Source organism: Micromonospora carbonacea (assembly GCF_014205165.1).
Taxonomy (GTDB): Bacteria; Actinomycetota; Actinomycetes; order Mycobacteriales; family Micromonosporaceae; genus Micromonospora; species Micromonospora carbonacea.
Genome location: NZ_JACHMZ010000001.1, coordinates 2,108,439 through 2,131,783, shown reverse-complemented (window position 1 = coordinate 2,131,783; position 23,345 = coordinate 2,108,439). Strand labels below are relative to the sequence as shown.

At 75.0% G+C, this 23,345-nt stretch carries 20 protein-coding genes and 1 riboswitch; of the genes, 2 read left to right on the top strand and 18 right to left on the bottom strand.

Annotated features, from left to right (window positions below):
• The 3 genes from ribD to rpe form a co-directional block, all read right to left on the bottom strand.
• The gene (gene ribD, locus HDA31_RS09420) at window positions 1-1,062 is read right to left on the bottom strand and encodes a bifunctional diaminohydroxyphosphoribosylaminopyrimidine deaminase/5-amino-6-(5-phosphoribosylamino)uracil reductase RibD (RefSeq protein ID WP_178065555.1); all 1,062 of its coding nucleotides are present in this window, start codon (window positions 1,060-1,062) and stop codon (window positions 1-3) included.
• Between the two features lie 149 nt (window positions 1,063-1,211).
• Window positions 1,212-1,384, bottom strand: a riboswitch (FMN riboswitch).
• Between the two features lie 80 nt (window positions 1,385-1,464).
• Window positions 1,465-2,421, bottom strand: a complete 957-nt coding sequence (locus tag HDA31_RS09415) for a GGDEF domain-containing response regulator (RefSeq protein WP_043967997.1) — start codon at window positions 2,419-2,421, stop codon at window positions 1,465-1,467.
• 1 nt (window position 2,422) lies between these two features.
• On the bottom strand, window positions 2,423-3,103 hold the full coding sequence (rpe, locus tag HDA31_RS09410; RefSeq protein ID WP_178065556.1) for a ribulose-phosphate 3-epimerase: 681 nt from the start codon (window positions 3,101-3,103) through the stop codon (window positions 2,423-2,425).
• A gap of 258 nt (window positions 3,104-3,361) precedes the next feature.
• On the opposite strand from rpe, the gene HDA31_RS09405 reads away from it, so the two are divergent.
• Complete coding sequence (locus HDA31_RS09405; RefSeq protein ID WP_178065557.1) at window positions 3,362-4,252, top strand: septum formation family protein; 891 nt, start codon at window positions 3,362-3,364, stop codon at window positions 4,250-4,252.
• An 86-nt stretch (window positions 4,253-4,338) separates the two neighbouring features.
• The gene (locus HDA31_RS09400) at window positions 4,339-5,226 is read left to right on the top strand and encodes a septum formation family protein (protein ID WP_178067599.1); all 888 of its coding nucleotides are present in this window, start codon (window positions 4,339-4,341) and stop codon (window positions 5,224-5,226) included.
• 63 nt (window positions 5,227-5,289) lie between these two features.
• On the opposite strand, the gene HDA31_RS09395 is transcribed toward HDA31_RS09400, so the two are convergent.
• From HDA31_RS09395 to carA, 15 genes are all read right to left on the bottom strand, one after another.
• Window positions 5,290-6,825, bottom strand: coding sequence for an RsmB/NOP family class I SAM-dependent RNA methyltransferase (locus HDA31_RS09395; protein ID WP_178065558.1), 1,536 nt, complete (start codon window positions 6,823-6,825; stop codon window positions 5,290-5,292).
• Complete coding sequence (fmt, locus tag HDA31_RS09390) at window positions 6,822-7,748, bottom strand: methionyl-tRNA formyltransferase (RefSeq protein WP_074478658.1); 927 nt, start codon at window positions 7,746-7,748, stop codon at window positions 6,822-6,824. Before fmt ends, HDA31_RS09395 begins: the two co-directional genes overlap by 4 nt.
• A 4-nt stretch (window positions 7,749-7,752) precedes the next feature.
• On the bottom strand, window positions 7,753-8,310 hold the full coding sequence (gene def, locus HDA31_RS09385; protein ID WP_074478660.1) for a peptide deformylase: 558 nt from the start codon (window positions 8,308-8,310) through the stop codon (window positions 7,753-7,755).
• Between the two features lie 87 nt (window positions 8,311-8,397).
• Entirely contained in the window at window positions 8,398-9,381 is a 984-nt protein-coding gene (locus HDA31_RS09380) for an AAA family ATPase (protein ID WP_178065559.1), read from the bottom strand.
• Between the two features lie 137 nt (window positions 9,382-9,518).
• A complete protein-coding gene (locus tag HDA31_RS09375; RefSeq protein WP_246383991.1) occupies window positions 9,519-11,423 on the bottom strand; it encodes a primosomal protein N' in 1,905 nt (634 codons plus the stop codon).
• 65 nt (window positions 11,424-11,488) lie between these two features.
• Window positions 11,489-12,682: a methionine adenosyltransferase gene (gene metK / locus HDA31_RS09370; protein WP_074478666.1), complete on the bottom strand. Its 1,194-nt coding sequence runs from the start codon at window positions 12,680-12,682 to the stop codon at window positions 11,489-11,491.
• 74 nt (window positions 12,683-12,756) lie between these two features.
• On the bottom strand, window positions 12,757-13,974 hold the full coding sequence (gene coaBC / locus HDA31_RS09365; RefSeq protein ID WP_178065560.1) for a bifunctional phosphopantothenoylcysteine decarboxylase/phosphopantothenate--cysteine ligase CoaBC: 1,218 nt from the start codon (window positions 13,972-13,974) through the stop codon (window positions 12,757-12,759).
• A 15-nt stretch (window positions 13,975-13,989) separates the two neighbouring features.
• Window positions 13,990-14,253: a DNA-directed RNA polymerase subunit omega gene (gene rpoZ, locus HDA31_RS09360; RefSeq protein WP_007075826.1), complete on the bottom strand. Its 264-nt coding sequence runs from the start codon at window positions 14,251-14,253 to the stop codon at window positions 13,990-13,992.
• A 79-nt stretch (window positions 14,254-14,332) separates the two neighbouring features.
• Window positions 14,333-14,866 (bottom strand): nucleoside/nucleotide kinase family protein, encoded by a 534-nt coding sequence (locus HDA31_RS09355; protein WP_178065561.1) that lies wholly within the window; start codon window positions 14,864-14,866, stop codon window positions 14,333-14,335.
• Between the two features lie 49 nt (window positions 14,867-14,915).
• Window positions 14,916-15,233, bottom strand: a complete 318-nt coding sequence (gene mihF, locus HDA31_RS09350; RefSeq protein ID WP_007075824.1) for an integration host factor, actinobacterial type — start codon at window positions 15,231-15,233, stop codon at window positions 14,916-14,918.
• Between the two features lie 179 nt (window positions 15,234-15,412).
• On the bottom strand, window positions 15,413-16,249 hold the full coding sequence (gene pyrF, locus HDA31_RS09345; protein ID WP_074478672.1) for an orotidine-5'-phosphate decarboxylase: 837 nt from the start codon (window positions 16,247-16,249) through the stop codon (window positions 15,413-15,415).
• 97 nt (window positions 16,250-16,346) lie between these two features.
• Window positions 16,347-17,621 (bottom strand): adenosylmethionine--8-amino-7-oxononanoate transaminase, encoded by a 1,275-nt coding sequence (locus tag HDA31_RS09340; RefSeq protein ID WP_178065562.1) that lies wholly within the window; start codon window positions 17,619-17,621, stop codon window positions 16,347-16,349.
• Between the two features lie 49 nt (window positions 17,622-17,670).
• The gene (locus HDA31_RS09335) at window positions 17,671-18,717 is read right to left on the bottom strand and encodes a quinone-dependent dihydroorotate dehydrogenase (protein WP_074478676.1); all 1,047 of its coding nucleotides are present in this window, start codon (window positions 18,715-18,717) and stop codon (window positions 17,671-17,673) included.
• Window positions 18,718-18,742: 25 nt separating this feature from the next.
• Window positions 18,743-22,123: a carbamoyl-phosphate synthase large subunit gene (gene carB, locus HDA31_RS09330; RefSeq protein ID WP_178065563.1), complete on the bottom strand. Its 3,381-nt coding sequence runs from the start codon at window positions 22,121-22,123 to the stop codon at window positions 18,743-18,745.
• Window positions 22,116-23,345 (bottom strand): glutamine-hydrolyzing carbamoyl-phosphate synthase small subunit, encoded by a 1,230-nt coding sequence (gene carA / locus HDA31_RS09325; protein WP_178065564.1) that lies wholly within the window; start codon window positions 23,343-23,345, stop codon window positions 22,116-22,118. Before carA ends, carB begins: the two co-directional genes overlap by 8 nt.

Here is a 23,345-nt window from a genome sequence, read left to right as displayed (position 1 = left end):
TCAGCCCTCCCTCTTCCGGGGCAGCGCGGTGATGCGCAGGTCCGGACCGACCTGCGTGACGTCGGTGATCTCCAGGTCGATGGCGTCGGCGATGGTGGTCACGCCGGCGTCGGCCAGCGCGGTCGGCCCGGCGCCGAGCAGCTTCGGCGCGACGTAGGCGACGACCCGGTCGACCAGGCCGGCGGCGAGGAACGCGCCGGCCAGCTTCGGGCCGCCCTCCAGCAGCGCGGCCCGTACCCCCCGGTGGTGCAGCTCCGCGAGCAGCGCCGGCAGGTCGACCCGGCCGTCCGGGCCGACGCCGACCTCGGCGGCGGTGGCGACCCATGTGCGGGCGGCGCCGTCGCGGACCCGGGCGTCGGCGGGGGTACGCCCGGAGGTGTCCACGACCACCCGCAGCGGCTGCCGGATGGCCAGGGTGCCGTCGCGCAGGTTGCGGGCGGTGAGCCGGGGGTCGTCGGCGAGCACGGTGCCGACCCCGGCGATGACCGCGTCGACGGTGCCGCGCAGGGCGTGCACGTCGGTCCGGGCGGCCTCCGAGGTGATCCACATGCTGGTGCCGTCGGCGGCGGCGGAGCGCCCGTCGAGGGTCGCGGCGCACTTCCAGACGACGTACGGCCAGCCCCGGCGCATCGAGGTCAGCCAGGCGACGTTGCCGGCCTCGGCCTCGGCGGCGCGCACCCCCACCTCGACGTCGACGCCGCCGGCGCGCAGGGTCGCGGCGCCGCCGGAGGCGACCGGGTTGGGGTCGGGCACGGCGATCACCACCCGGGCGACGCCGGCGGCGAGGAGGGCGTGGCTGCACGGGCCGGTGCGGCCGGTGTGGTCGCAGGGTTCCAGGGTGACGACGGCGGTCCCGCCCCGGGCCCGCGGCCCGGCCTGGGCGAGCGCGACGATCTCGGCGTGCGGTCCGCCCGCGTACGCGTGGAATCCCTCCCCGACGACCTCGCCGTCCGGGTCGAGCAGCACGCAGCCGACCACGGGGTTGGGGCTGGTGGTGCCGAGGCCACGGGCCGCGAGCGCGATCGCCCGACGCATCGCGTCGTCCACGGAGACGCTGGCCATCGCCCTGTCCTGCCCTCTCACTCGCCGGTCCGCGCGGGCGAACACGGGAGGCCGCGGGCAGGCGGCGGCGGCCGGGGACGGCAGAGCCGACCCCGGGGAGCCCACGCGGCGGCCGAGGACAGCCGTCGGCACAGGGCCCGCCCCGTCCCGCGCGCTGTCTCCCATCCGGACTGTCTGGGGGTGGGTTGGCCCGCCCCCAACCGTCGGCCCCGGAGTCTCACCAGGTCCACCGGGCGGCAGGGCCGTCCGGGTCGCGGGCTTACCACGGCCGCAGCCGTGGATCACCGCCGGTTCGGAATTACACCGAGTCCCGCCAGCGCGTGGTGGGTACTGCGAGAAGTGTGGCACGCCACCCGCCGCGCGTCTGCCCTCGGGGAGCTACCTCACACAGGTGGGCAAGATTCAAGAAAGGCTGCGCCGCCGGTCGACCGCCACGTACGAGCCGGGTTGGCTCTTGGCCACGGATTTCATCTCCGAGGCGACCGCGATCGCGTCCAGCGGGTTGGTCAGGCGCTTGCCGGCGTCGGAGACGGAGACCCCGATCGACAGGGTGACCAGGGCGGCCCGCCGGATGTTGCCCCGCCGGTCCTTCAGCTCGACGTAGCCGCGCGCGGCGTCGGACGGGTCGTAGAGCTTGTCGGCGGCGGTCTCGAAGTCGACCACGGCCCGGGAGGTCAGCGGCCGCACCTGGTCGGGGGCGCAGACGATGACGAAGTCGTCGCCGCCGACGTGGCCGAGGAAGGCCGGCGGCAGCCCGATCGCCACGACCGCCCGGTGCAGGCTGCGGGCCAGGGCGGAGATGAACTCGTCGCCCCGGACGAAGCCGTACCGGTCGTTGACGCTCTTGAACCGGTCGATGTCGACGTAGCCGACGGCGTAGTCGACGCCGCTGCGGACCCGGTCGCTGATCTCCCGCCGGATCCGGGAGTTGCCGGGCAGGCCGGTCAGCGGCGAGACCTCCCGGAACTCCTTGTTGCGGCGCAGCGTGGAGCTGACCCGGGCGACCAGCTCGGCGGTGTCGAAGGGCTTGACCAGGTAGTCGTCCGCGCCGGCGCTGAGCCCGTGGACCTTGTCCACGGTCATCCCCTTGGCGGTCAGCATGATCACCGGCAGGGCGGAGGTCATCGGGTCGGCGCGCAGCCGCCGGGTCAGCTCCAGCCCGTCGACGCGCGGCATCATCAGGTCGACCACCGCCAGATCGGGCCGCTGCCGCTCGATCACCTCCAGGGCCTCCTGGCCGTCGCCGGCGTGGATCACCTCGAAGCCGTGCAGCCGCAGGTTGAACTCGACGAACCGGGCGATGTCGGCGTCGTCGTCGACGACGAGGATGAGGTCGGGTCGCTCGTCGGCCGGGTCCACCTCAGGCCCCGGCGGTCGCGCGCTCCGCCAGGCCCCGCAGGCGGCGGACCGCCTCGGCGGGGTCCTCGGCGCCGTAGACGGCGGTGCCGGCCACGAACGCGTCCGCGCCCGCGGCGGCCGCCTGCTCGATGGTGTCGGCGGCGATCCCGCCGTCGACCTCGATGCGCAGCTCCAGGTGGCCGGCGTCGACGTGCCGGCGGGCCGCGCGCACCTTGTCGAGCAGCTCGGGGATGAACCGCTGCCCGCCGAAGCCGGCCTTGATCGTCATGATCAGCAGCGTGTCGAAGCTGGGCAGCAGCTCCAGGTAGGGCTCGATCGGGGTGTCCCGGTCGATCGCCAGCCCGGCCTTCGCCCCGGCCGCCCGCAGGTCCTTGGCCAGCGACACCGGGTCGTCGCATGCCTCGGCGTGGAAGGTGACGTTGTGCGCCCCGGCGTCGGCGTACCCCGGGGCCCACCGGCGCGGGTCGGTGATCATCAAGTGCACGTCGAACGGCAGCTCGGTCGCGGCGCGCAGGCTCTGCACGACGGGCAGCCCGATGGTCAGGTTCGGCACGAAGTGGTTGTCCATGACATCCACGTGCAACCAGTCCGCGGCGCCCTCGACGGCGCGGACCTCCTCGGCGAGGCGGGCGAAGTCGGCGGCGAGGATGCTGGGCGCGATGATCGACGGCGGTACGGTCACGAGGTCAGTGTACGAACGCGGCCATCAGCCGCCCGCATCGCGGCACCTTTCCGGACGCCCTGTGACCCAGCCGTGACCGATGGTGCAAGATCGGCCGGTCCGGACGGCAATCCCGGACGAAAAGTCAGCCGCGACTGGCCGATCGAGGGAAACGCAGCAAGACTCCATGCAGGACGGTCACGTAAGCTGCACGCCCGGTGGCGGAAACGCCCCCACGGGCCGTGGCGCCCGACCGTCAGCTCCCGGAAAGGGCGGACGATGCGACGGTGGCTTGTGGCGCTGGCGCTGGCCGGCACGGTGACGATGCTGCTGGGCGGCTGCGCCCGTCCGCACGGTGCCGACGGCGACCTCACCGACGACTGGCCGACGCTGCGGGAACCGCAGATGTTCATCCCGGCCACCGACGCCTGCCTGCCCCGGATCACCGCGGTCGTCCAGGCCGGCACGTACGAGACGGTGGACTGCGCCCGCAGCCACCTGGCCGAGACGATCCACGTCGGCATCTTCACCGACCCGGTCATCGACGCCGGCCCGCGGCCCGAGGCGGGCACGCCCGTCCTGCGCGTCGCCCGTGCCGAGTGCGACCAGCGGGCCCGGGAGGTGCTCGGCGGCGACTGGCACTCGGCCCGGCTGAGCCTCACCATCGCCCTGCCGTCGACCTCCGCCTGGGCGAGCGGGGCCCGCTGGTACCGCTGCGACCTCAGCGAGACCGACAGCATCGACAACACCCGGCCGGTCAACCGCGTCGGCAGCCTGCGCGGCGCGATGGTCGGCGACTCGCCGTTGACCCACCGCTGCTTCGACCCGAAGCTGATCGGCGCGAACCTGAACTACATGGCGCCCGTGCTGTGCACCGAGCCGCACCGCGCCGAGTTCGTCGGGGTCTACACCGAACGCGACATGACCTGGGCCGAGTTCATCCGGTCCAACCAGCGGGTGCACCGCCGCTGCATGGCGCTGATCGCCGACTTCGCCGAGGTGCCCAACAACAGCGACTTGCCGTACCGGGCGGGGTCGATCTTCTATCCCCCGTCGCAGCGGGAGTGGGACGAGGGCGACCGCGGGGTGCGGTGTTTCCTGTGGAGCGACGACCGCAAGCTCACCCGGTCGATGCGCGGCGCCGGGCCGAAGGGACTACCCGCGAGCTGAGCGCCGGTGCCGTAAAGTGCCGCTCCGTGGCGCGCCCGGCGACGGAGGCCGGTGCCCGCGACCACCGCGACGGGGAGGTCGGACTGATGCGGCGATGGTGGACGGCGGTCGCCGTGTCGGCGGGGGCGGCGCTGGCGCTGGGCGGCTGCGGCACGCCGGCCGGTCTGGACGGTGACCTCGCCGACGACTGGCGGGCGATGGCGGCGCCGACGCAGTTCGTGCCCGCCGCCGGGGCCTGCCACACCGTCTTCGCCGACGTCGGCTATCTCAGCGGCTACAACCCGGTGGACTGCGCGACGTCGCACCGGGTGGAGACCCTGCACGTCGGCACGCTCACCGGCGCCGCCGCCGAGCTGGGCGCGCCGCCCGCCGCCGGCTCGGCGGGGATGCGGGCCGTCCGCGCCGAGTGCGACCGGGAGATCGGCAAGGTCCTCGGGGCGGACTGGCGCGCGGGGCGGCTGTTCCTGTCCCCGGTCCTGCCGTCCCGGCAGGCCTGGTCCGGCGGGGCCCGCTGGTTCCGCTGCGACGTGAGCGAGGTGGAGAGCGTCGACGACCCCAGCGCCGTGTCCCGCACCGGCAGCCTCGCCGGCGCGCTGAAGGGTTCCTCGGCGCTGGCCCACCGCTGCTTCAACCCCAAGATCAAGAAGGACGACGTGCAGGAGATGACCGCCGTCGCCTGCACCAAGAAGCACCGGGTCGAGTTCGTGGGCGTCTACCAGGCCCCCGACATCCCCTTCGCCCAGGTCGACAAGAACCGGATGCGCCTGCACAAGGGCTGCCGGACGCTGATCGCCTCGTACGCGAAGGTGCCGGACAACGGCGACCTGGAATACCGGGCCGGCACCATCTTCTACCACCCCTTCGAGGAGGAGTGGAAGGACGGCAACCGGGGCGTGCAGTGCTTCCTGTGGGTCGACCGCGACCTCACCCGCTCGGTGAAGGGCATCGGCACCAAGGGCCTGCCGGTGCAGTGACCCACCCGGCGGACGACTGACGCGGCGGGGCGGCCCGGAAGGGCCGCCCCGCCGCGTCACGGCTCAGCCCCGGCGCAGGACCGCCAGGAACATGGCGTCGGTGCCGTGCCGGTGCGGCCACAGCTGCACCGACGGCCCGTCGCCCAGCCCCGGCATGCCGGCCGGCAGCAGCGGCCGGGCGTCGACGAAGTCCGCCGGCACCCCGGCCCGCCGCGCCGCCTCGGTCACCGTCACGTGCGTCTCCACCGTGTGCGGGGAGCAGGTCACATAGGCCACCAGACCACCCGGCCGGGCCGCCCGCAGCGCCGCCGAGAGCAGCTCCCGTTGCAGGCGGGTCAGCGGCGGCAGGTCCGACGGCTGCTTGCGCCAGCGGGCCTCCGGCCGGCGACGCAGCGCGCCCAGGCCCGTGCAGGGCGCGTCGACCAGGACCCGGTCGAAGTGCCCCTCCGGCAGCTCCGGGTCGGCGCCGACGGTGCGCCCGTCGGTGTGCAGCACGGTCACCGGCAGCCCCCGCGTGGCCTGGTCGACGAGCCGGGCCCGGTGCTCGGAGACCTCGACCGCGGTCAGCCGGGCCCCGCGCTCGGCGGCCAGCGCCCCGAGCAGGCCCGACTTGCCGCCTGGCCCGGCGCACAGGTCCAGCCAGTGGGCGTCCGACCCGTCGAGCGGGGCGACCGCGAGGGCGTGGGCCACGAGCTGGGAGCCCTCGTCCTGCACGTGCGCCCGCCCCTCGGCCAGCGCCGGCAGGTCGCCCGGCGCGCCGCCGGAGAGATAGACCGCGTAGGGGGAGAACGCCCCCGGCGCGCCGCCGACCTCGTCGGCCAGGGCGGCCGGATCGGCCAGGCCCGGCCGGGCGCACAGGTGCACCGGCGGGCGCTCGTTGTCCTCGATCAGCAGCCGGGTCGTCTCGCCCAGGTCGCCGCCGAGCGCCTCGGCGAAGGACCGCACGATCCACTGTGGATGGCTGTACGCCAGGGCGAGGTGCCCGATCGGGTCCGTCTCGTACGCCGGGGCGAGCTTCGCCACCCAGGCGTCGGCGTCGCGGCCGGCGACCTCGCGCAGCACGGCGTTGGCGAAGCCGGTCGCCCCGATGCCGACCGCGCGGACCAGGTCGACGGTCGAGGAGACCGCCGCGTGCGCCGGCACCCGCGTGTGCAGCAGCTGGTAGGCGCCCAGCCGCAGCGCGTCGCGCACCGGCGGGTCGATCCGGGCCACGTCGCGGCCGGCCGCGTCGGTGAGGATCGCGTCGAGGGTGCCGAGGTGCCGCAGCGTGCCGTAGGTCAGCTCGGTGGCGAAGGCGGCGTCCCGGCCGGACAGCCGCTCCTGCCGCAGCAACGCCGGCAGCACCAGGTTGGCGTACGCGTCGTCGCGGTGCACCGCCGCGACCGCCTGGTAGGCGACGTGCCGGGGCAGGTCGACGGCGGGCCGCGCCGGCCGCCGGGCGTCCCGGCGGTCGTCGCCCCGGCCGGCGCGGGCCGGGCGGTCGCCGTAGGCCGGGCGGTCACCCCGGGGGCCGCCGGCCGACCGGTCGGGCCGCCGGTCGGGGCGGGGGGCGGACTGCTCGTCGTACCGCTGCCGGGGGCGCTCCGCAGACCCGGTCACGCGAGCTCCTCCCCCGCGGTGACCCGGGCGCCGCGCGCCCAGTCGCTCGCCGGCATGGCCTTCTTGCCCGCGGCCCGCACCTCGCCGAGGGCGACCGGGACGGTGGCCGTGCCGGCCAGCACCCGGGACTTCTCGGCCAGCAGCTCGCCGGGCTTCAGCTCGGGGCCGTCGGGCACCGGGACGACCGGGCCGAGCTTGACCCGCTCGCCCCGGAACGTGGTCCACGGCCCGGGCGCGGGGGTGCACGCCCGGATCCGCCGGTCCACCGCGAACGCGGGGTCGCCCCAGCGCACCCGGGCGTCGTCGACGGTCAGCTTCGGCGCGAGCGACACCCCGTCGGCCGGCTGCGGCTCGGCCCGGGCGGTGCCCGCCTCGATCGCGTCGAGGACGGCCACCAGCAGCCCGGCCCCGGAGTCGGCGAGCCGCCCCAGCAGGTCGCCGGACGTGTCGGTGGGGCGGATCTCGTCGGTGACGGTGCCGTAGACCGGGCCGGTGTCCAGCCCCTCCTCCAGGGCGAAGACGCTCGCCCCGGTCAGCTCGTCGCCGTGCAGCACGGCCTGCTGGACGGGGGCCGCGCCCCGCCACGCGGGCAGCAGCGAGAAGTGCAGGTTGAGCCAGCCGTGCCGGGGGATCTCCAGGGCGACCGGGGGCACCAGCGCGCCGTAGGCGACCACCGGGACGCAGTCGGGGGCCAGCTCGCGCAGCCGGTCGAGGAACTCCGGCTCGCGCGGGCGGGCCGGGGTGAGCACCTCGACGCCGCGCTCGTCGGCCCAGGCCCCGACGGGCGAGCGGACCAGGCCCCGGCCCCGGCCGGCGGGGGCGTCGGGGCGGGTGACGACGGCGACGAGGTCGTGGCCGGAGGCCGCGATGGCGTCCAGGGCGGGCAGGGCGACGGCCGGCGTGCCGGCGAAGATCAGGCGCACCGGGTCACCGCCCCAGGCCGAAGGGGCTGCCGCCGTGCGGGTCGACCTTGACCGTCGGCGGGGCCGCCGCGTCGTACCACTCGGCCTGGCGGATCGCCTTCATCGCCTCCTTGCGGCCGGCCGGGTCCAGCCGGTCGACGAAGAGCACGCCGTCGAGGTGGTCGGTCTCGTGCTGCACGCAGCGGGCCATCAGGCCCGTGCCGACGATCTGGACCGGGTCGCCGTAGCTGTTGTAGCCCTTGGCGACGACGTTCTGCCGGCGCTTGGTGTCGAAGTAGAGGCCGGGGATGGACAGGCAGCCCTCGGGGCCGTCCTGCTCCTCGGCGTCGGGAAACTCCAGCACCGGGTTGACCAGGTGGCCGAGCACGTCGTCGACGTCGAAGGTGAACACCCGCAGGCCCACTCCGAGCTGGGGCGCGGCGAGACCCGCGCCGCTCTGCTCACGCATCGTGTCGGTGAGGTCGGCAACGAGCCTGCGCAGCTCGGCGTCGAAGTCGACCACCGGATCGGCCGGCGTGCGCAACACCGGATCCCCGAACAGACGGATGGGCTGGACGGTCACGCGGGACGACTCCTTCGGTCGGGCGGGTCGGGCCGTACCAGTCTACGGAGTGCCCGGGGGCCTCCCCCCGCCCGCGACCGGGACGGGTCAGGCGCCGGGGGCCGGCTCCCCGGCGAGCACGGCGTCGCCGGCCAGCAGGCAGTGCGCCGGCAGCGGCAGGGTGATGCCGTGGGCGGCCTCCCAGTCGTAGACGGTGCCGGGGCGGACCTGGGCGGTGAAGTAGTCCACCGCGCTCGTCCCGCCCACCACCGGCTCGTCGACCTCGGCGGCCAGCCGGGCGGGCACCAGCGGGAAGCCGCTGCGGATGGCCGCGCTGAGCCGCCGGTGGCCGTCAACGACGAAGAAGTACTCCCCGGTGAAGCCGATCGTCAGGGGCTCCAGGGCCTCGTCGCCGGCGGCGGCGACCTCGTCGACGAAGCCGTCGTCCCACAGCCCGCGCAGGGCGCCGACGTCCTCGGTCGGGTAGACCCGGGTCGGGTCGAGCAGCAGCAGCGGCGGGGCGTCGCGCAGCACGTCCGCGCCGAGCCGCCCCTCGTACACGTCGATGATGTGGCCGATCACCTGCTCCGGGTTGGCCCGGGTGGAGTCGCAGATCAGGTCGTAGTTGCGCAGCCGGGCCTTGTCGACGCCGTAGCGGACGATGAACCGGCCCCGCTCGCTCTCGCTGCGCTCGCGCAGCTTGGCCCGGGCCTCCTCCAGCGACGTGTAGCTCTCGGCCGGGCCGGAGGGGCGGGCCAGGACGCGGCGGGCCGCCTCGGTCGGCTCGGTGATCATGTGCACCTTGAGCGCGTCGGTGAAGAAGTGCCAGGCGAGCCGGGAGTCCATGACGAGGCTCTCGCCGGAGGCCGCGATGTCCTGCTGGAGCTGGTCGACGTAGCCGTCGACGGCCTGGTCCAGCTCGGCGTGCAGGTTGAGCTGGAGCGCGGTCATCTGCCGCTCCTGCGCCATCTGGCGGTAGAGGTCGCCGACGCTGACCCGGCGCAGCCCGAGCCGCTTGGCGATCTCGACGGACACGGTGCTCTTGCCGCTGCCGAGGTCACCGTTGAAGACGATCGATTGACGAACGGTCACGACTGGTCCACCCCTGATCACCGGCTGACTGGCGTCGTCGACGTGGCGTCGTACCGACACTCCGTCGTGCGCCCGGGCATGACGGGCGATGCTATCACGCACCGGCGACCACGGATCGTGACCGCCACACCGATCGCCTAGAACAGCAAAAGAGGGTCGATCTGGACGCGGACCGGATCGGCAGCCTTACGGAGAGTACGCGTCCCGGCGGCGGTGTGCAGCGCCTCGGCGAGGGCCGCCGCCCGGGCCCGGGGCACCCGGACCAGCATCCGCTCCTTCTCGCCGTCGGCGGGGACCGGGCCCAGCACCTCGGCCGCCTCGGGCAGCCGGGCCGCGGCCAGCAGGTCGGCCACCGCGTCGGCCGGGCCGGTGACGCTGGCCATCCGCACCGCCGGCGGGAACCCCAGCTCGCGGCGCTCGGCCAGCTCCCGGGCGGCGAACCAGGCGGCGTCCCAGCGCAGCAACGCCTGCACCGGCGCGAGCGCCCCGTCGGCGACCACCACCACCCGGCCCCCGGCCGTCGCCGGCCGGGCCAGCGCGGCGGCGGCCAGCCAGCGGCGCAGCGCCTCCTCGCCGGCCCGCAGGTCGGCCCGGGTGAGCAGGGCCCACGAGTCGAGCAGCAGCACCACGCCGTAGCCACCGTCGGCGATCGGCTCGGCCCCCGGGGTGGCCACCACGAGGCCGGCGCCGCCGGGCACGGTGCTGAGCACCTCCTCCCGCCCGGAGGTGCGCACCGGCACCCCGGGGAAGGCCCGGCCCAGCTCCTCGGCGGTGCGCCGGGCGCCGGTGACGGCCGCGCGCAGCCGCCGGCCGCCGCACTCCGGGCAGGCGTACGCGGCGGCGGTCCGGCCACACCAGCGGCAGGCCGGTGCCCCCCGCGCCGACGGCAGGGCGAGCGGGCCGGCGCAGTGCGGGCAGCGGGCCGGCGTGCGGCACTCCGCGCAGGAGATCGACGGCAGGTAGCCGCGCCGGGGCACCTGCACCAGCACCGGCGCGTCGCCGCCGAGCGCGTCCCGGGCGGCGGCCCAGGCCAGGCTGGGCAGCCGGGCCGTCGCCGCGCCGGGGTCGCGGGCCAGCTGCGGGTCGTCCCCGGTCGGCGCGACGGCGGGGGTACGCGCCCGCACGGTGGCCCGGTCGGCGACCACCTCCCGCGCCCAGCCGGTCTCCACCAGCAGCTGCGCCTCGGCGCTGCGGGCGTACCCGCCGACCAGGGCGGCCGCGTCGGCGAGCCGGGCGCGGGTGAGCAGCACCTCGCGGGCGTGCGGGTAGGGGGCGCGCGGCTCGGCGTGCAGGTCGTCGCCGTCGTCGACGATGGCGACCAGGCCGAGCCGGGCCACCGGGGCGAACATCGCCGCGCGGGTGCCGATCACGACCGGCACGTCCCCGCGCCGGGCGGCCAGGAACGCGCGGTAGCGGCGGGCGGGGCCGAGCGCGGCGGAGAGGCCGACGTGCCGCCCGGGGCCGAGGACGGCGGTCAGCGCCGCGTCGAGGCGGTCGAGGTCCCGGGCGTCGGGCACGACCACCACCGCGCCCCGCCCGCCGGCCACGGTGGCGGCGACCGCCTCGGCGTACCGGGCGGGCCAGTCCTCCCCCGGCAGCGCCGACCAGACCGCCCGGGCGGGGCGGCCCTCGGTCAGCGCCCGCAGGAACGCCGGCCCGGCCGGGTACGCCCGCCAGCCGGCCGCCTCCGGCGGGGCCGGGGGCGCGGGCGGCGTCGGCGGGACGTGCGGCTCCTTCTCCACCCGGGCGTGCCGGGGCGGCACGGCCAGCCGGAGCACGTCGGCGAGGCTGCCGGCGTACCGGTCGGCGACGGCCCGGGCCAGCCGGGCGACCTCGTCGGCCAGCACCGGCTCGGGCGAGACGAGCCGGTCGAGGTAGGCGAGCTTGCCGGTGTGCCCCGAGGCGTCGGCCCGCTCCAGCAGCCAGCCGTCGACGAGCTGGCCGGCGAAGCGCACCTTCACCCGGGTGCCGGGGACCGCCGCGTCGGCCAGCTCGGCGGGGACCAGGTAGTCGAAGGGGCGGTCGAGGTGGGCCAGGGGCACGTCGACGCAGACGCGAGCGACCGGCGACCCGTCAGCGGGTCGCCGGTCGCTGCGCGTGTCGCCGGTCAGGCTCCTGCGGCCGACTTGAGGTCGGCGGCCCGGTCGGTGCCCTCCCAGGTCAGCTCGGGCAGTTCCCGGCCGAAGTGGCCGTACGCCGCGGTCTGCCGGTAGATCGGGCGCAGCAGGTGCAGGTCCCGGATGATGGCGGCCGGGCGGAGGTCGAAGACCTCGTGCACGGCCTTCTCGATCGAGGCGACCGGCACGGTCTCGGTGCCGAACGTCTCGATGAACAGGCTCACCGGGTGCGCCTTGCCGATCGCGTAGGCGACCTGCGCCTCGCAGCGCTCGGCGAGGCCGGCGGCCACCACGTTCTTGGCCACCCAGCGCATCGCGTACGCCGCCGAGCGGTCCACCTTGGACGGGTCCTTGCCGGAGAACGCGCCGCCACCGTGCCGGGCGTACCCGCCGTAGGTGTCGACGATGATCTTCCGCCCGGTGAGGCCGGCGTCGCCCATCGGGCCGCCGATCTCGAACCGCCCGGTCGGGTTGACCAGCAGCCGGTAGCCGTCGGTGTCCAGGCCGAGGCTCTCCAGCTCCGGCGCGATGACGTGGTCGCGCACGTCCGGGGTGAGCAGCGAGTCCAGCGAGATGTCGGCCGCGTGCTGGCTGGACACGACGACCGTGTTCAGCCGGACCGGGCGCAGCCCCTCGTACTCGATGGTGACCTGGGTCTTGCCGTCCGGCCGCAGGTAGGGGATCGTGCCGTCCTTGCGGACCGCGGTGAGCCGGCGGGCGAGCCGGTGCGCCAGGGCGATCGGCAGCGGCATCAGCTCGGGCGTCTCGGAGCAGGCGAACCCGAACATCATGCCCTGGTCGCCGGCGCCCTGGGCGTCCAGCGCGCTCTCCGACGAGCCGGTGCGCAGCTCCATCGCGTTGTCGACGCCCTGCGCGATGTCAGGGGACTGGGCGCCGATGGAGACGCTGACGCCGCAGGACGCGCCGTCGAAGCCCTTCTTCGACGAGTCGTAGCCGATGTCGAGGATCGTCTCCCGCACGATGGTCGGGATGTCGGCGTACGCCTTGGTGGTCACCTCGCCGGCCACGTGCACCTGGCCGGTGGTGATCAGGGTCTCGACGGCGACGCGGCTGTGCGCGTCCTGAGCCAGCAGTGCGTCGAGAATGCCGTCGCTGATCTGGTCGGCGATCTTGTCCGGGTGGCCTTCCGTGACCGATTCGGACGTGAAGAGGCGGCGTGTCACGGCACTCCTAAGTTATGGAATAGTCGTTCCGCGGAAGTGTAGTCACCCGGGCTAAAGGCGCGCTGGAATGGTCGCTACCCCGTCACCCCTCGGGAAGACGACCAGCGCGCCACGACGAGGTCCCAGACGGCGTCGGCCAGTTCCTCCTTGGACTGCTCGGCCATCGGGTGCACCGCGCCGTCCGCGCCGATGACGGTCGCCGCGTTGGTCTCGGCGCCGAAGACCTTGTCCGGCCCGACCTCGTTGACGACGACGAGGTCGGCCCGCTTGCGGGCGAGCTTGGCCCGGCCGTTGGCCTCCGCGTCGTCCGTCTCCGCGGCGAACACCACCAGCACCTGCTCCGGTCGGCGTCGCCGGCCCAACTCGGCGGCGATGTCAGGGTTGGTGACGAGGTCGATCGTAGGTGCCCCCGCCTCCGTTTTCTTGATTTTGGCCGAGGCGTAGGTGGCGGGCCGGAAATCCGCGGGCGCGGCCGCCATCACCACGGCGTCCGCGTCGGCGGCCGCGCGGAGCGTGGCCTCGCGCAGCTCCTCGGTGGTGCCGACCCGCACCAGGTCCACGCCGGCCGGGTCGGCGAGCGCCACGTTGGCGGCGACGAGGGTGACCCGGGCGCCCCGGGCGACCGCCGACCGGGCGAAGGCGTAGCCCTGCTTGCCGGAGGAGCGGTTGCCGAGGAACCGGACCGGGTCGAGCGGCTCGCGGGTGCCGCCCGCGGTCACCACCACGTGCCGGCCGGCGAGGTCGGCCGGGGTGTGCGGGCCCCGGGCGAGGGTCCGCCGGGCGACGGCGAAGATCTCCGCCGGGTCGGGCAGCCGGCCCTTGCCGGTGTCCGCGCCGGTGAGCCGGCCGACGGCGGGCTCGATGACGCGGACGCCCCGGGAGCGCAGCGTGGCGACGTTGGCCACGGTGGCGGGGTGCTCCCACATCTCGGTGTGCATCGCCGGGGCGAGCAGCACCGGGCACCGGGCCGTGAGCAGGGTGTTGGTGAGCAGGTCGTCGGCGAGGCCGTGGGCCGCCCTGGCGAGCAGGTCGGCCGTCGCCGGGGCGACCACCACCAGGTCGGCCCGCTGGCCGAGCCGGACGTGCGGGACCTCGTGCACGTCGGCCCAGACGTCGTCGGCGACCGGCTGGCCGGACAGGGCCGCCCAGGTCGGCGCCCCGACGAAGCGGAGCGCCGACGCGGTGGGCACCACGCGGACCCGGTGGCCCGACTCGGTGAAGAGCCGCAGCAGCTCACACGCCTTGTAGGCGGCGATGCCGCCGCCGACCCCGAGGACGATCTCGGCGGACATCGGCGCGCGGCGCGGTTACGGCTGGTCGGTCGGCTCGGCGGTGAGCAGGCCCGCGTTGATCTCGCGCATGGCGATGGAGAGGGGCTTCTCCTGGGGGGTGGTCTCCACGAGCGGGCCCACGTACTCCAGCAGGCCCTCGCCGAGCTGGCTGTAGTAGGCGTTGACCTGGCGAGCGCGCTTGGCAGCGAAGATCACCAGGGCGTACTTCGACGTCGTCTTCTCGAGCAGCTCGTCGATCGGCGGGTTGGTGATGCCCTCGGGGTTGGCGATGGATCCCACGAAATAACCTCTGCGTCTGTCGGCACCGCGCGGACGCGGTTCGTCTGGCCAACCGCGCGGACGCGGTTGGTGGGGTCACTCAGCCGCTCCGCCGTGGTCGGGCCGGAGCCAGATAGGAAGAACCGAACAAGCCTACCAGCTCGTCCACCGCCCGCCCGGTGTGGTCGTGCGCCACGACGTGCGCGTCGCCGGCCGGGGCCACCGCCGCCGGCCGCCAGCCGGGCGGGGCGAGCAGGACCAGCCGGGCGTCGGGGCGCGCCGCGCGGACGGCGAGCGCGCCGGGCAGGTCGAGCGGGAGCAGCACCGGCCGGCCGACGGCGAGCCGCTCGGCCACCGGCGCGGCCGGGGTGCCGCGGGCGTACGGCCCGACGCGGGCCCACTCCAGCAGCCCGCCGGCGGCGATCAGGCGGTCGAACTCCGCCGGGGCGAGGAAGACCCGGTCGACGCCGTCCACCTCGCCCGCCCGGCGGGGCCGGGTGGTGGCCGGCACCGGGATCCAGACCGACGGAGAACGCGCCCGGAACGGCTCGACGACACTGCCCACGCCGGCCCCGGAGGGTCCGGTCAGGACGGTGAGCCGAGCCGCCGGGCGCGCCTCGTCATCCGTGCTCACGGCTCGTTTCTACACGGCGCCGTGTGCGGTCGGCGGCGAACCGCCGGGCTCAGTTGGCGGCGAACTCGCCGAGCAGGGCCTTGCGCTGCTGCTCGCCCAGGCCACGCAGGCGACGGCTGTCGGCGATCTTGAGCTTCTCCATGATCTGGGTCGCCCGGATCTTGCCGATGCCCGGCATCGCCTGCAGGACGGCCGAGACCTTCAGCTTGCCGACGACGTCGTCGCCCTCGGCCCGCTCCAGCACGGCGGCGAGGGTGGTCTTGCCCTGCTTGAGCTGCTCCTTCAGCTCAGCGCGGGCCTTGCGGATCTCCGCGGCCTTCTCGAGCGCAGCTGCGCGCTGCTCGGGGGTAAGTGACGGGAGGGGCACCAGTTCTCCTCAGGTCCTTGTCGCGACGGGCGGGACGCCACGCCGCAGATGTGAAACGTGGAGTCGCCGGAAACCAAAGGGGTCCGTGGTTCCCAGCGCGGGGAAAACTAGCGGTCGCGGACGCATTCGGCAACGTGGGCACGCCACGACCACGGCAAAATGACCGAGCCGTCACTCAGTCAGGAGCCGCCGAGAGCCGCCCGGCAGTCGGTCAGGGCCCGCTGCGCGGCGGCCCGCAGAGCACCCACGTCGGGCCCCGCGTGCAGCACCTCGCGGGAGTACGACGGCAGGACCCACGGCAGGCCCGCGCCGAACACGGTCCGTAGCGCGGCGGCCGTGCCGCCCTGCGCGCCGAGCCCCGGGGCGAGCAGCGGGCCGCGCACCGCCGACAGGTCGTGGCCGGTGTCGCCGATGGTCGCCCCGACCACGAGACCGAAGCTGCCCATCGTCTGCGCACCCCGGTTGAGCTGGGCAATCTCGTCGATCACCGCCTGCGCGACGGTGCGCCCGTCGGCGCCGCGGGCGTGCTGCACGGCGGCGCCCTCGGGGTTGGAGGTGAGCGCCAGGACGAACACCCCGCCGCCGTGCGTGGCGGCGAGCTCGAACATCGGGGCCAGCGACATTACTCCCAGGTAGGGGCTCGCGGTGACCGCGTCGACATACAGCGGGCTGGATGGATCGAGGTACGCGGAGGCGTACGCCGCGACCGTGGAGCCGATGTCCCCGCGCTTGACGTCGAGCAGAACGAGCGAGCCAGAATCCCGCAACTGTCGGATAGTTGACTCTAGCACCGCCACGCCCCGCGCTCCGAAGCGCTCGAAGAACGCGGACTGGGGCTTGACCACCGCGACCCGGTCGCCTAGGGCCTCCACCACGGTGCGGCAGAACCGCTCCAGACCGTCGACGTCGTCCGTCAGCCCCCAGCGGGTCAGCAGCCCCGGGTGCGGGTCGATGCCCACGCAGAGCGGGCCGCGCTGCGCCATCGCCCGGTGCAACCGGTCACCGAAGCTCTCCATCCGCGCCTCTTCCTCTCGACTCCTCCGGCGTCCGGCGTCCGCCGGCGCGCCACGCCTGTCCGATCACGCTCATGCCGCCACCCGCGCGGGACGCCGGTCAGCCGGCCGCCACGGCGGCGGCCATCCCGGTGGCGATCCGGGCGACGTCCGCATCGTCGGCGACGTACGGCGGCATGGCGTAGACCAGGTCGCGGAACGGCCGCAGCCACACCCCCCGGTCCACCGCCGCGGCCGTCGCCCGCGCCACGTCCACCTCGTGGTCGAGCTGGACCACGCCGATCGCGCCCAGCACCCGGACGTCCGCCACGCCCGGGGCGCCCCGCAGCGGCTCCAGGCCGGCCCGCAGGGCCGCGCCCACCCTCGACACCTCGGCCGCCCAGTCTCCGGCCCGCAGCAGGCCGATGGAGGCGTTCGCGACCGCACAGGCGAGCGGGTTGGCCATGAACGTGGGCCCGTGCGCGAGCACCCCGTCGCGGGAGATGCCCGCCGCCACCTCCGCCGTGCACAGGGCGGCGGCAAGCGTCAGGTAGCCGCCGGTGAGCGCCTTGCCGACGCAGAGGACGTCGGGGCTCACCCCGGCGTGCTCGGCGGCGAACATCGTGCCGGTGCGGCCGAAGCCGGTCGCGATCTCGTCGAAGACCAGCAGCACCCCGTGGGCGCGGGTCACCTCGCGCAGCACCCGCAGGTAGTGCGGGTGGTGGAAGCGCATCCCGCCCGCGCCCTGGACCACCGGCTCCACCACCACGGCAGCCAGCTCGTGCGCGTGCCGCGCCACCGCGTCGGCGAGCGCCGCGCAGTACGCCGGGTCGGGCGGGGTGTCGAAGCCGGCCGGCGGCACGGGCGCGAAGACCTGCCGGGGCAGCACGTCGCCCCACAGGTGGTGCATGCCGCCCTCGGGGTCGCAGACGCTCATCGGGTGGAAGGTGTCGCCGTGGTAGCCGCCCCGCCAGGTGCCCAGCCGCCGGCGCTCCGGCCGCCCGAGCGCCCGCTGGTACTGCAGGCACATCTTCACCGCCACCTCGACGCTCACCGAGCCCGAGTCGCACAGGAAGACCCGCTCCAGCCCCTCCGGGGCCAGCTCGACCAGCGTCTGCGCCAGGCGCACGGCCGGCTCGTGGGTGAGCCCGCCGAACATCACGTGGCTCATCCGGCCGAGCTGGTCGACGACCGCCGCGTCCAGCACCGGGTGCCGGTAGCCGTGGATCGCCGCCCACCACGACGACATCCCGTCGACCAGTTCCCGCCCGTCGGCCAGCCGCAGCCGCACCCCCCGCGCGCCCGCCACCACGTACGGGGGCGTCGCGGGGGGCAGCGGCGCGTACGGGTGCCACACGTGCGCCCGGTCGGCGGCGAGGATCTCCTCCGGCGTCACCCGCGCCCCCTGCGGGCCCCGGCGGGACCCGCTGTGGCCGGCTCCCCGGTCACGACCGGCCGCCCGAGGGCACCGGCGCGGGCAACGGCCCGGCGGCCCGGACGGCGGCCCGGACGAGGCCGGGGCCCCGGTAGATGAAGCCGGTGTAGAGCTGCACGAGGGCCGCACCGGCGTCGAACATGCGCGCGGCGTCGTCGGGGTCGACGATGCCGCCCACGCCGACCACAGGCAGCCGCCCGCCGGTCTCCCGGTGCACGAACGACACCACCGCGCGGGCGCGCGCCGCCAGCGGACGCCCCGACAGGCCGCCCGCCTCCCCGCCGCGCTCCCGGTCGGCGGGGGCGAGCCCGTCGCGGGCCAGGGTGGTGTTGGTGGCGATCACCCCGGCCGCGCCCCGGTCGAGGCAGACCTCCAGCAGCTCGGCGATCGCCGGCTCGGTGAGGTCCGGGGCGATCTTCACCAGCACCGGCTTCTCCCCCACCAGGGCCGCCAGCAGCGCGTCGAGGTGGGCGCGGTCCTGCAACGAGCGCAGGCCCGGGGTGTTGGGCGAGGAGACGTTGACCGCGAAGTAGTCGCCGTGGTCGCGCAGCGCCCGGTAGGAGGCGAGGTAGTCCTCCACGGCCTCGTCCAGCGGGGTCACCTTGGACTTGCCGAGCGAGATCCCCAGCGGCGCGCCGACCGGGCGGGGCAGCGCCGCCAGCCGGTCCGCCAGGGCCCGCGCCCCGGCGTTGTTGAAGCCCATCCGGTTGACCACGGCCTCGCTGTCACGCAGCCGGAACAGCCGGGGCCGGGGGTTGCCCGGCTGGGCGTGCGCGGTGACCGTGCCGACCTCGACGAAGCCGAAGCCCAGCGCCGGCCACGCCGGCAGCGCCGCGCCGTCCTTGTCCATCCCGGCGGCCAGCCCGACCGGGTTCGGGAAGTCCACCCCGAACACGGTCCGGGGCGCCCGCACGGCGTAGCGGGCCCGCAGCGCGGCGAGCGCCACCGGCGACCGCGACACGGCGGCCAGCCGGCGCAGCGTCCACTCGTGGGCGGCCTCGGCGTCGCCGCCGCCGAGCCGGAACAGCCCGGGCCGCACCACCCGCTCGAAGATCACCGGCCGCTCCCCGGTGTGCCGGCGGTCACTGGGCGGCCCGCAGGGTGGCGTGCAGGTCCTGGAGCGGACGCACGGTCATGTCGCCGCGGATGCGGGCCTCGATGCCCATCACCGCCGCCGCCGCGCCGGGCACCGTGGTGATGCACGGGATGTCCGCCGTCACGGCCGCGCTGCGGATCTCGTAGCCGTCGGAGCGGGCGCTCGCCCCGGAGCCCTGCGGCGTGTTCACCACCAGCGCCACGTCGCCGGCGAGGATCATCGACACCGCGTCGGCGCCCGCCCCGGCCTCGTAGTGCTTGCGGATCTGCTCGCAGGCGATGCCGTGCCGGCGCAGCACCTCCGCCGTGCCGGCGGTCGCCACGATCTCGAAGCCCAGGTCGGCGAGGCGCTTGATCGGGAAGATCATGCCGCGCTTGTCCCGGTTGGCCACCGAGACGAAGATCCGCCCGGACGTCGGCAGCGACCCGTACGCGGCGGACTGGCTCTTGGCGAAGGCGTGCCCGAACTTGGTGTCGATGCCCATCACCTCGCCGGTGGACTTCATCTCCGGGCCGAGCAGCGAGTCCACGCCCTTGCCGGTCGGGGTGCGGAACCGCTTGAACGGCAGCACCGCCTCCTTCACCGCGATCGGCGCGTCGGCCGGCAGGGTGCCGCCGTCGCCCGTCGGCGGGAGCAGCCCCTCGGCGCGCAGCTCGGCGACCGTCGCGCCGAGCGCGATCCGGGCCGCCGCCTTGGCCAGCGGCACCGCCGTGGCCTTCGACACGAACGGCACCGTCCGCGACGCGCGGGGGTTGGCCTCCAGCACGTAGAGCACGTCGTCCTTGAGGGCGTACTGGACGTTGAGCAGGCCGCGCACCCCCACTCCCCGGGCGATGGCCTCGGTGTAGCGGCGCACCTGCGCCAGGTGCGAGCCGGCCAGCGTCATCGGCGGCAGCACGCAGGACGAGTCGCCGGAGTGGATGCCGGCCTCCTCGATGTGCTCCATGACCCCGCCGAGGTAGACCTCGCCGTCGGCGTCGCAGAGGGCGTCCACGTCGATCTCGATGGCGTCGTCGAGGAACCGGTCCACCAGCACCGGGTGGTCCGGGGAGATGTCGGTGGCCCGCCCGATGTAGTCGCGCAGCGTCGGGTCGTCGTAGACGATCTCCATGCCCCGCCCGCCCAGCACGTAGGACGGGCGGACCAGCACCGGGTAGCCGATCTCGGCGGCGATCGCCTTCGCCTCCTCGTAGGAGGTGGCCATGCCGTGCGCCGGGGCGCGCAGCCCGGCCCGGGCCAGCACCGCGCCGAACGCGCCGCGCTCCTCGGCCAGGTGGATCGACTCCGGGGAGGTGCCCACGATCGGCACGCCGGCGTTCTTCAGCCGCTGCGCCAGGCCCAGCGGGGTCTGCCCGCCGAGCTGCACGACCACCCCGACCACGCCCGGCCCGCCGGCCGCCTTCCCGGACGAGTCCTCGGAGTGCCAGACCTCCAGGACGTCCTCGAAGGTCAGCGGCTCGAAGTAGAGCCGGTCGGCCGTGTCGTAGTCCGTCGACACGGTCTCCGGGTTGCAGTTGACCATGACGGTCTCGTAGCCGCCACCCGCGCCGGCGGCGGCCGGGCCGACGGGCGCGGCGCGCAGCGCCTGGACGGCGTGCACGCACGAGTAGTCGAACTCGATGCCCTGGCCGATCCGGTTCGGCCCCGAGCCCAGGATGATCACCTTGGGCCGGGCCGACGGCGCGACCTCGGTCTCCGAGTCGTACGTCGAGTAGTGGTAGGGCGTGGTCGCCTCGAACTCGGCGGCGCAGGTGTCCACGGTCTTGTAGACCGGGCGGACGCCGAGCCGGTGGCGCAGGGTGCGCACCCCGTCCTCGGCGGCCAGCTCGGGGCGCAGCGCGGCGAGCTGGCGGTCGGACAGGCCGGCCCGCTTGGCGCGGCGCAGCAGGTCCGCGTCGAGCACCGGGGCGTCGACGATCTCGGCGCGCAGCTCCACCAGAGCGGCGATCTGGTCCAGGAACCACGGGTCGATCCCGCCGGACGCGGCGGAGACCTCCGCGACCGACGCGCCGAGCCGCAGCGCCCGCTCCACGGTGTAGAGCCGGCCGTCGTGCGGCATGCCCAGCGCGGCGAGCGTGTTCTCCTTCGTCACGCCCTCCGGGTCCGGGGTGGTCCAGAAGCCCGACGCCTTGGTTTCCATCGAGCGCATCGCCTTGTTGAGCGCCTCGGTGAAGTTGCGCCCGAGGCTCATCGCCTCGCCCACCGACTTCATGGTGGTGGTCAGCTCCGGGTCCGCGCCGGGGAACTTCTCGAACGCGAACCGGGGGATCTTCACCACCACGTAGTCCAGGGTCGGCTCGAACGCCGCCGGGGTCTGCAACGTGATGTCGTTGGGGATCTCGTCGAGGGTGTAGCCGATGGCCAGCTTCGCGGCGATCTTCGCGATCGGGAAGCCGGTCGCCTTCGACGCCAGGGCCGACGAGCGCGACACCCGGGGGTTCATCTCGATCACCACGATCCGGCCGTCGGCCGGGTTCACCGCGAACTGGATGTTGCAGCCGCCGGTGTCCACCCCGACCTCGCGCAGCACCGCGATGCCGAGGTCGCGCAGCCGCTGGTACTCCCGGTCGGTCAGCGTCATCGCCGGGGCGACGGTCACGCTGTCGCCGGTGTGCACTCCCATCGGGTCGACGTTCTCGATCGAGCAGACGACCACCACGTTGTCGTGGCGGTCGCGCATCAGTTCGAGCTCGTACTCCTTCCAGCCGAGCACGCTCTCCTCGATGAGCACCTCGTGCACGGGGCTGGCGGCCAGGCCCGCCCCGGCGATGCGGCGCAGGTCGGCGTCGGTGTGCGCCATGCCGGAGCCGAGGCCGCCCATCGTGAACGACGGCCGGATCACCACCGGCAGGCCCAGCTCGGCGACCGTGGCCTCGACCTCGGCCATCGAGTGGCAGACCCGCGAGCGGGGCACCAGGCCCGCCGGGTCGGCCAGGCCCAGGCGTACGCCCGCCTTGGCGACGATGTCCTTGAACAGCTGCCGGTCCTCGCCCCGGTTGATCGCCTCGATGTTCGCGCCGATCAGCTCGACGCCGTACTTGTCGAGCACGCCCGCCGCGTGCAGGGCGACCGCCGTGTTCAGCGCGGTCTGCCCGCCGAGGGTGGGCAGCAGCGCGTCGGGGCGCTCCTTGGCGATGACCAGCTCGACGAACTCCGGGGTGATCGGCTCGACGTAGGTGGCGTCGGCGAACTCCGGGTCGGTCATGATCGTCGCCGGGTTCGAGTTGACCAGGCTGACCCGGATCCCCTCGCTGCGCAGCACCCGGCACGCCTGGGTGCCCGAGTAGTCGAACTCGCAGGCCTGCCCGATGACGATCGGCCCCGAGCCGATGACCATGATGTGCTTGAGATCGGTCCGCTTAGGCATGCGCGCGCCCCTCGCTGTTGCTCCGGCCCTCGCTGGGCCGCTGGTCGGGGGCACGGCCCTCGATCAGCTCGGCGAAGCGGTCGAACAGGTAGTCCGCGTCGTGCGGGCCGGCCGCCGCCTCCGGGTGGTACTGGACGGTGAAGGCGGGCACGTCGAGCGCCCGCAGCCCCTCGACCACGTTGTCGTTGAGGCAGACGTGCGACACCTCGACGCCGCCGAACTCGGTGTCGATCACCTGGTCGGGCACGACCGCGCCGGCCCGCGCACCCGGCACCTGCACCGCGCCCTGCTCCTGTTCGCGGCCCGGCCAGGCGACGGCGAAGCCGTGGTTGTGGCTGGTCACCTCGACCTTGCCGGTGGCCCGGTCGAGCACCGGCTGGTTGATGCCCCGGTGGCCGTAGCCGAGCTTGTAGGTGCCGAAGCCGAGCGCCCGGCCGAGGATCTGGCTGCCGAAGCAGATGCCGAACAGCGGGATCCGCCGGGCGAGCACCTCCCGGGCCAGCCCCACCGGGCCGTCGGCGGTCGCCGGGTCGCCGGGACCGGGCGAGAAGAAGACGGCGTCCGCGCCGGTGGCGAGCAGGTCGTCGATGCTCGACCCGGCGGGCAGCACGTGGGTGGTGACGCCGCGCGCGGCGAGCCGGCGCGGCACGTTGCGCTTGATGCCCAGGTCCAGGGCGGCCACCGTGAACCGGTGGGTGCCCTCGGCCGCGACGACGTACGGCTGCGCGGTGCTCACCTCGGCGGAGAGGTCCGCGCCGACCATCTGCGGCGCCTGGCGGACCCGGGCCAGCAGGGCGCGCGGGTCGTCGTCGACGCTGGAGACGCCGACCCGCATCGCGCCGCGCTCGCGCAGGTGCCGGGTCAGCGCCCGGGTGTCCACGCCGCTGATGCCGACCACGCCCTCGGCGGCGAGCCGGTCGGCCAGCGCGCCGGTGGACCGCCAGTTCGAGGCGACCCGGGCCGGGTCGCGCACCACGTAGCCGGCCACCCAGATGCGGGCGGACTCGTCGTCCTCGGCGTTGACGCCGGTGTTGCCGATGTGCGGGGCGGTCTGCACCACCACCTGCCGGTGGTAGGACGGGTCGGTCAGCGTCTCCTGGTAGCCGGTCATGCCGGTGTTGAAGACCGCCTCGCCGAAGGTTTCGCCGATGCTGCCGTACGCCTCGCCGTGGAACGTGCGCCCGTCCTCCAGCACCAGGATCGCGCTCCTGCGCTTCTCCAT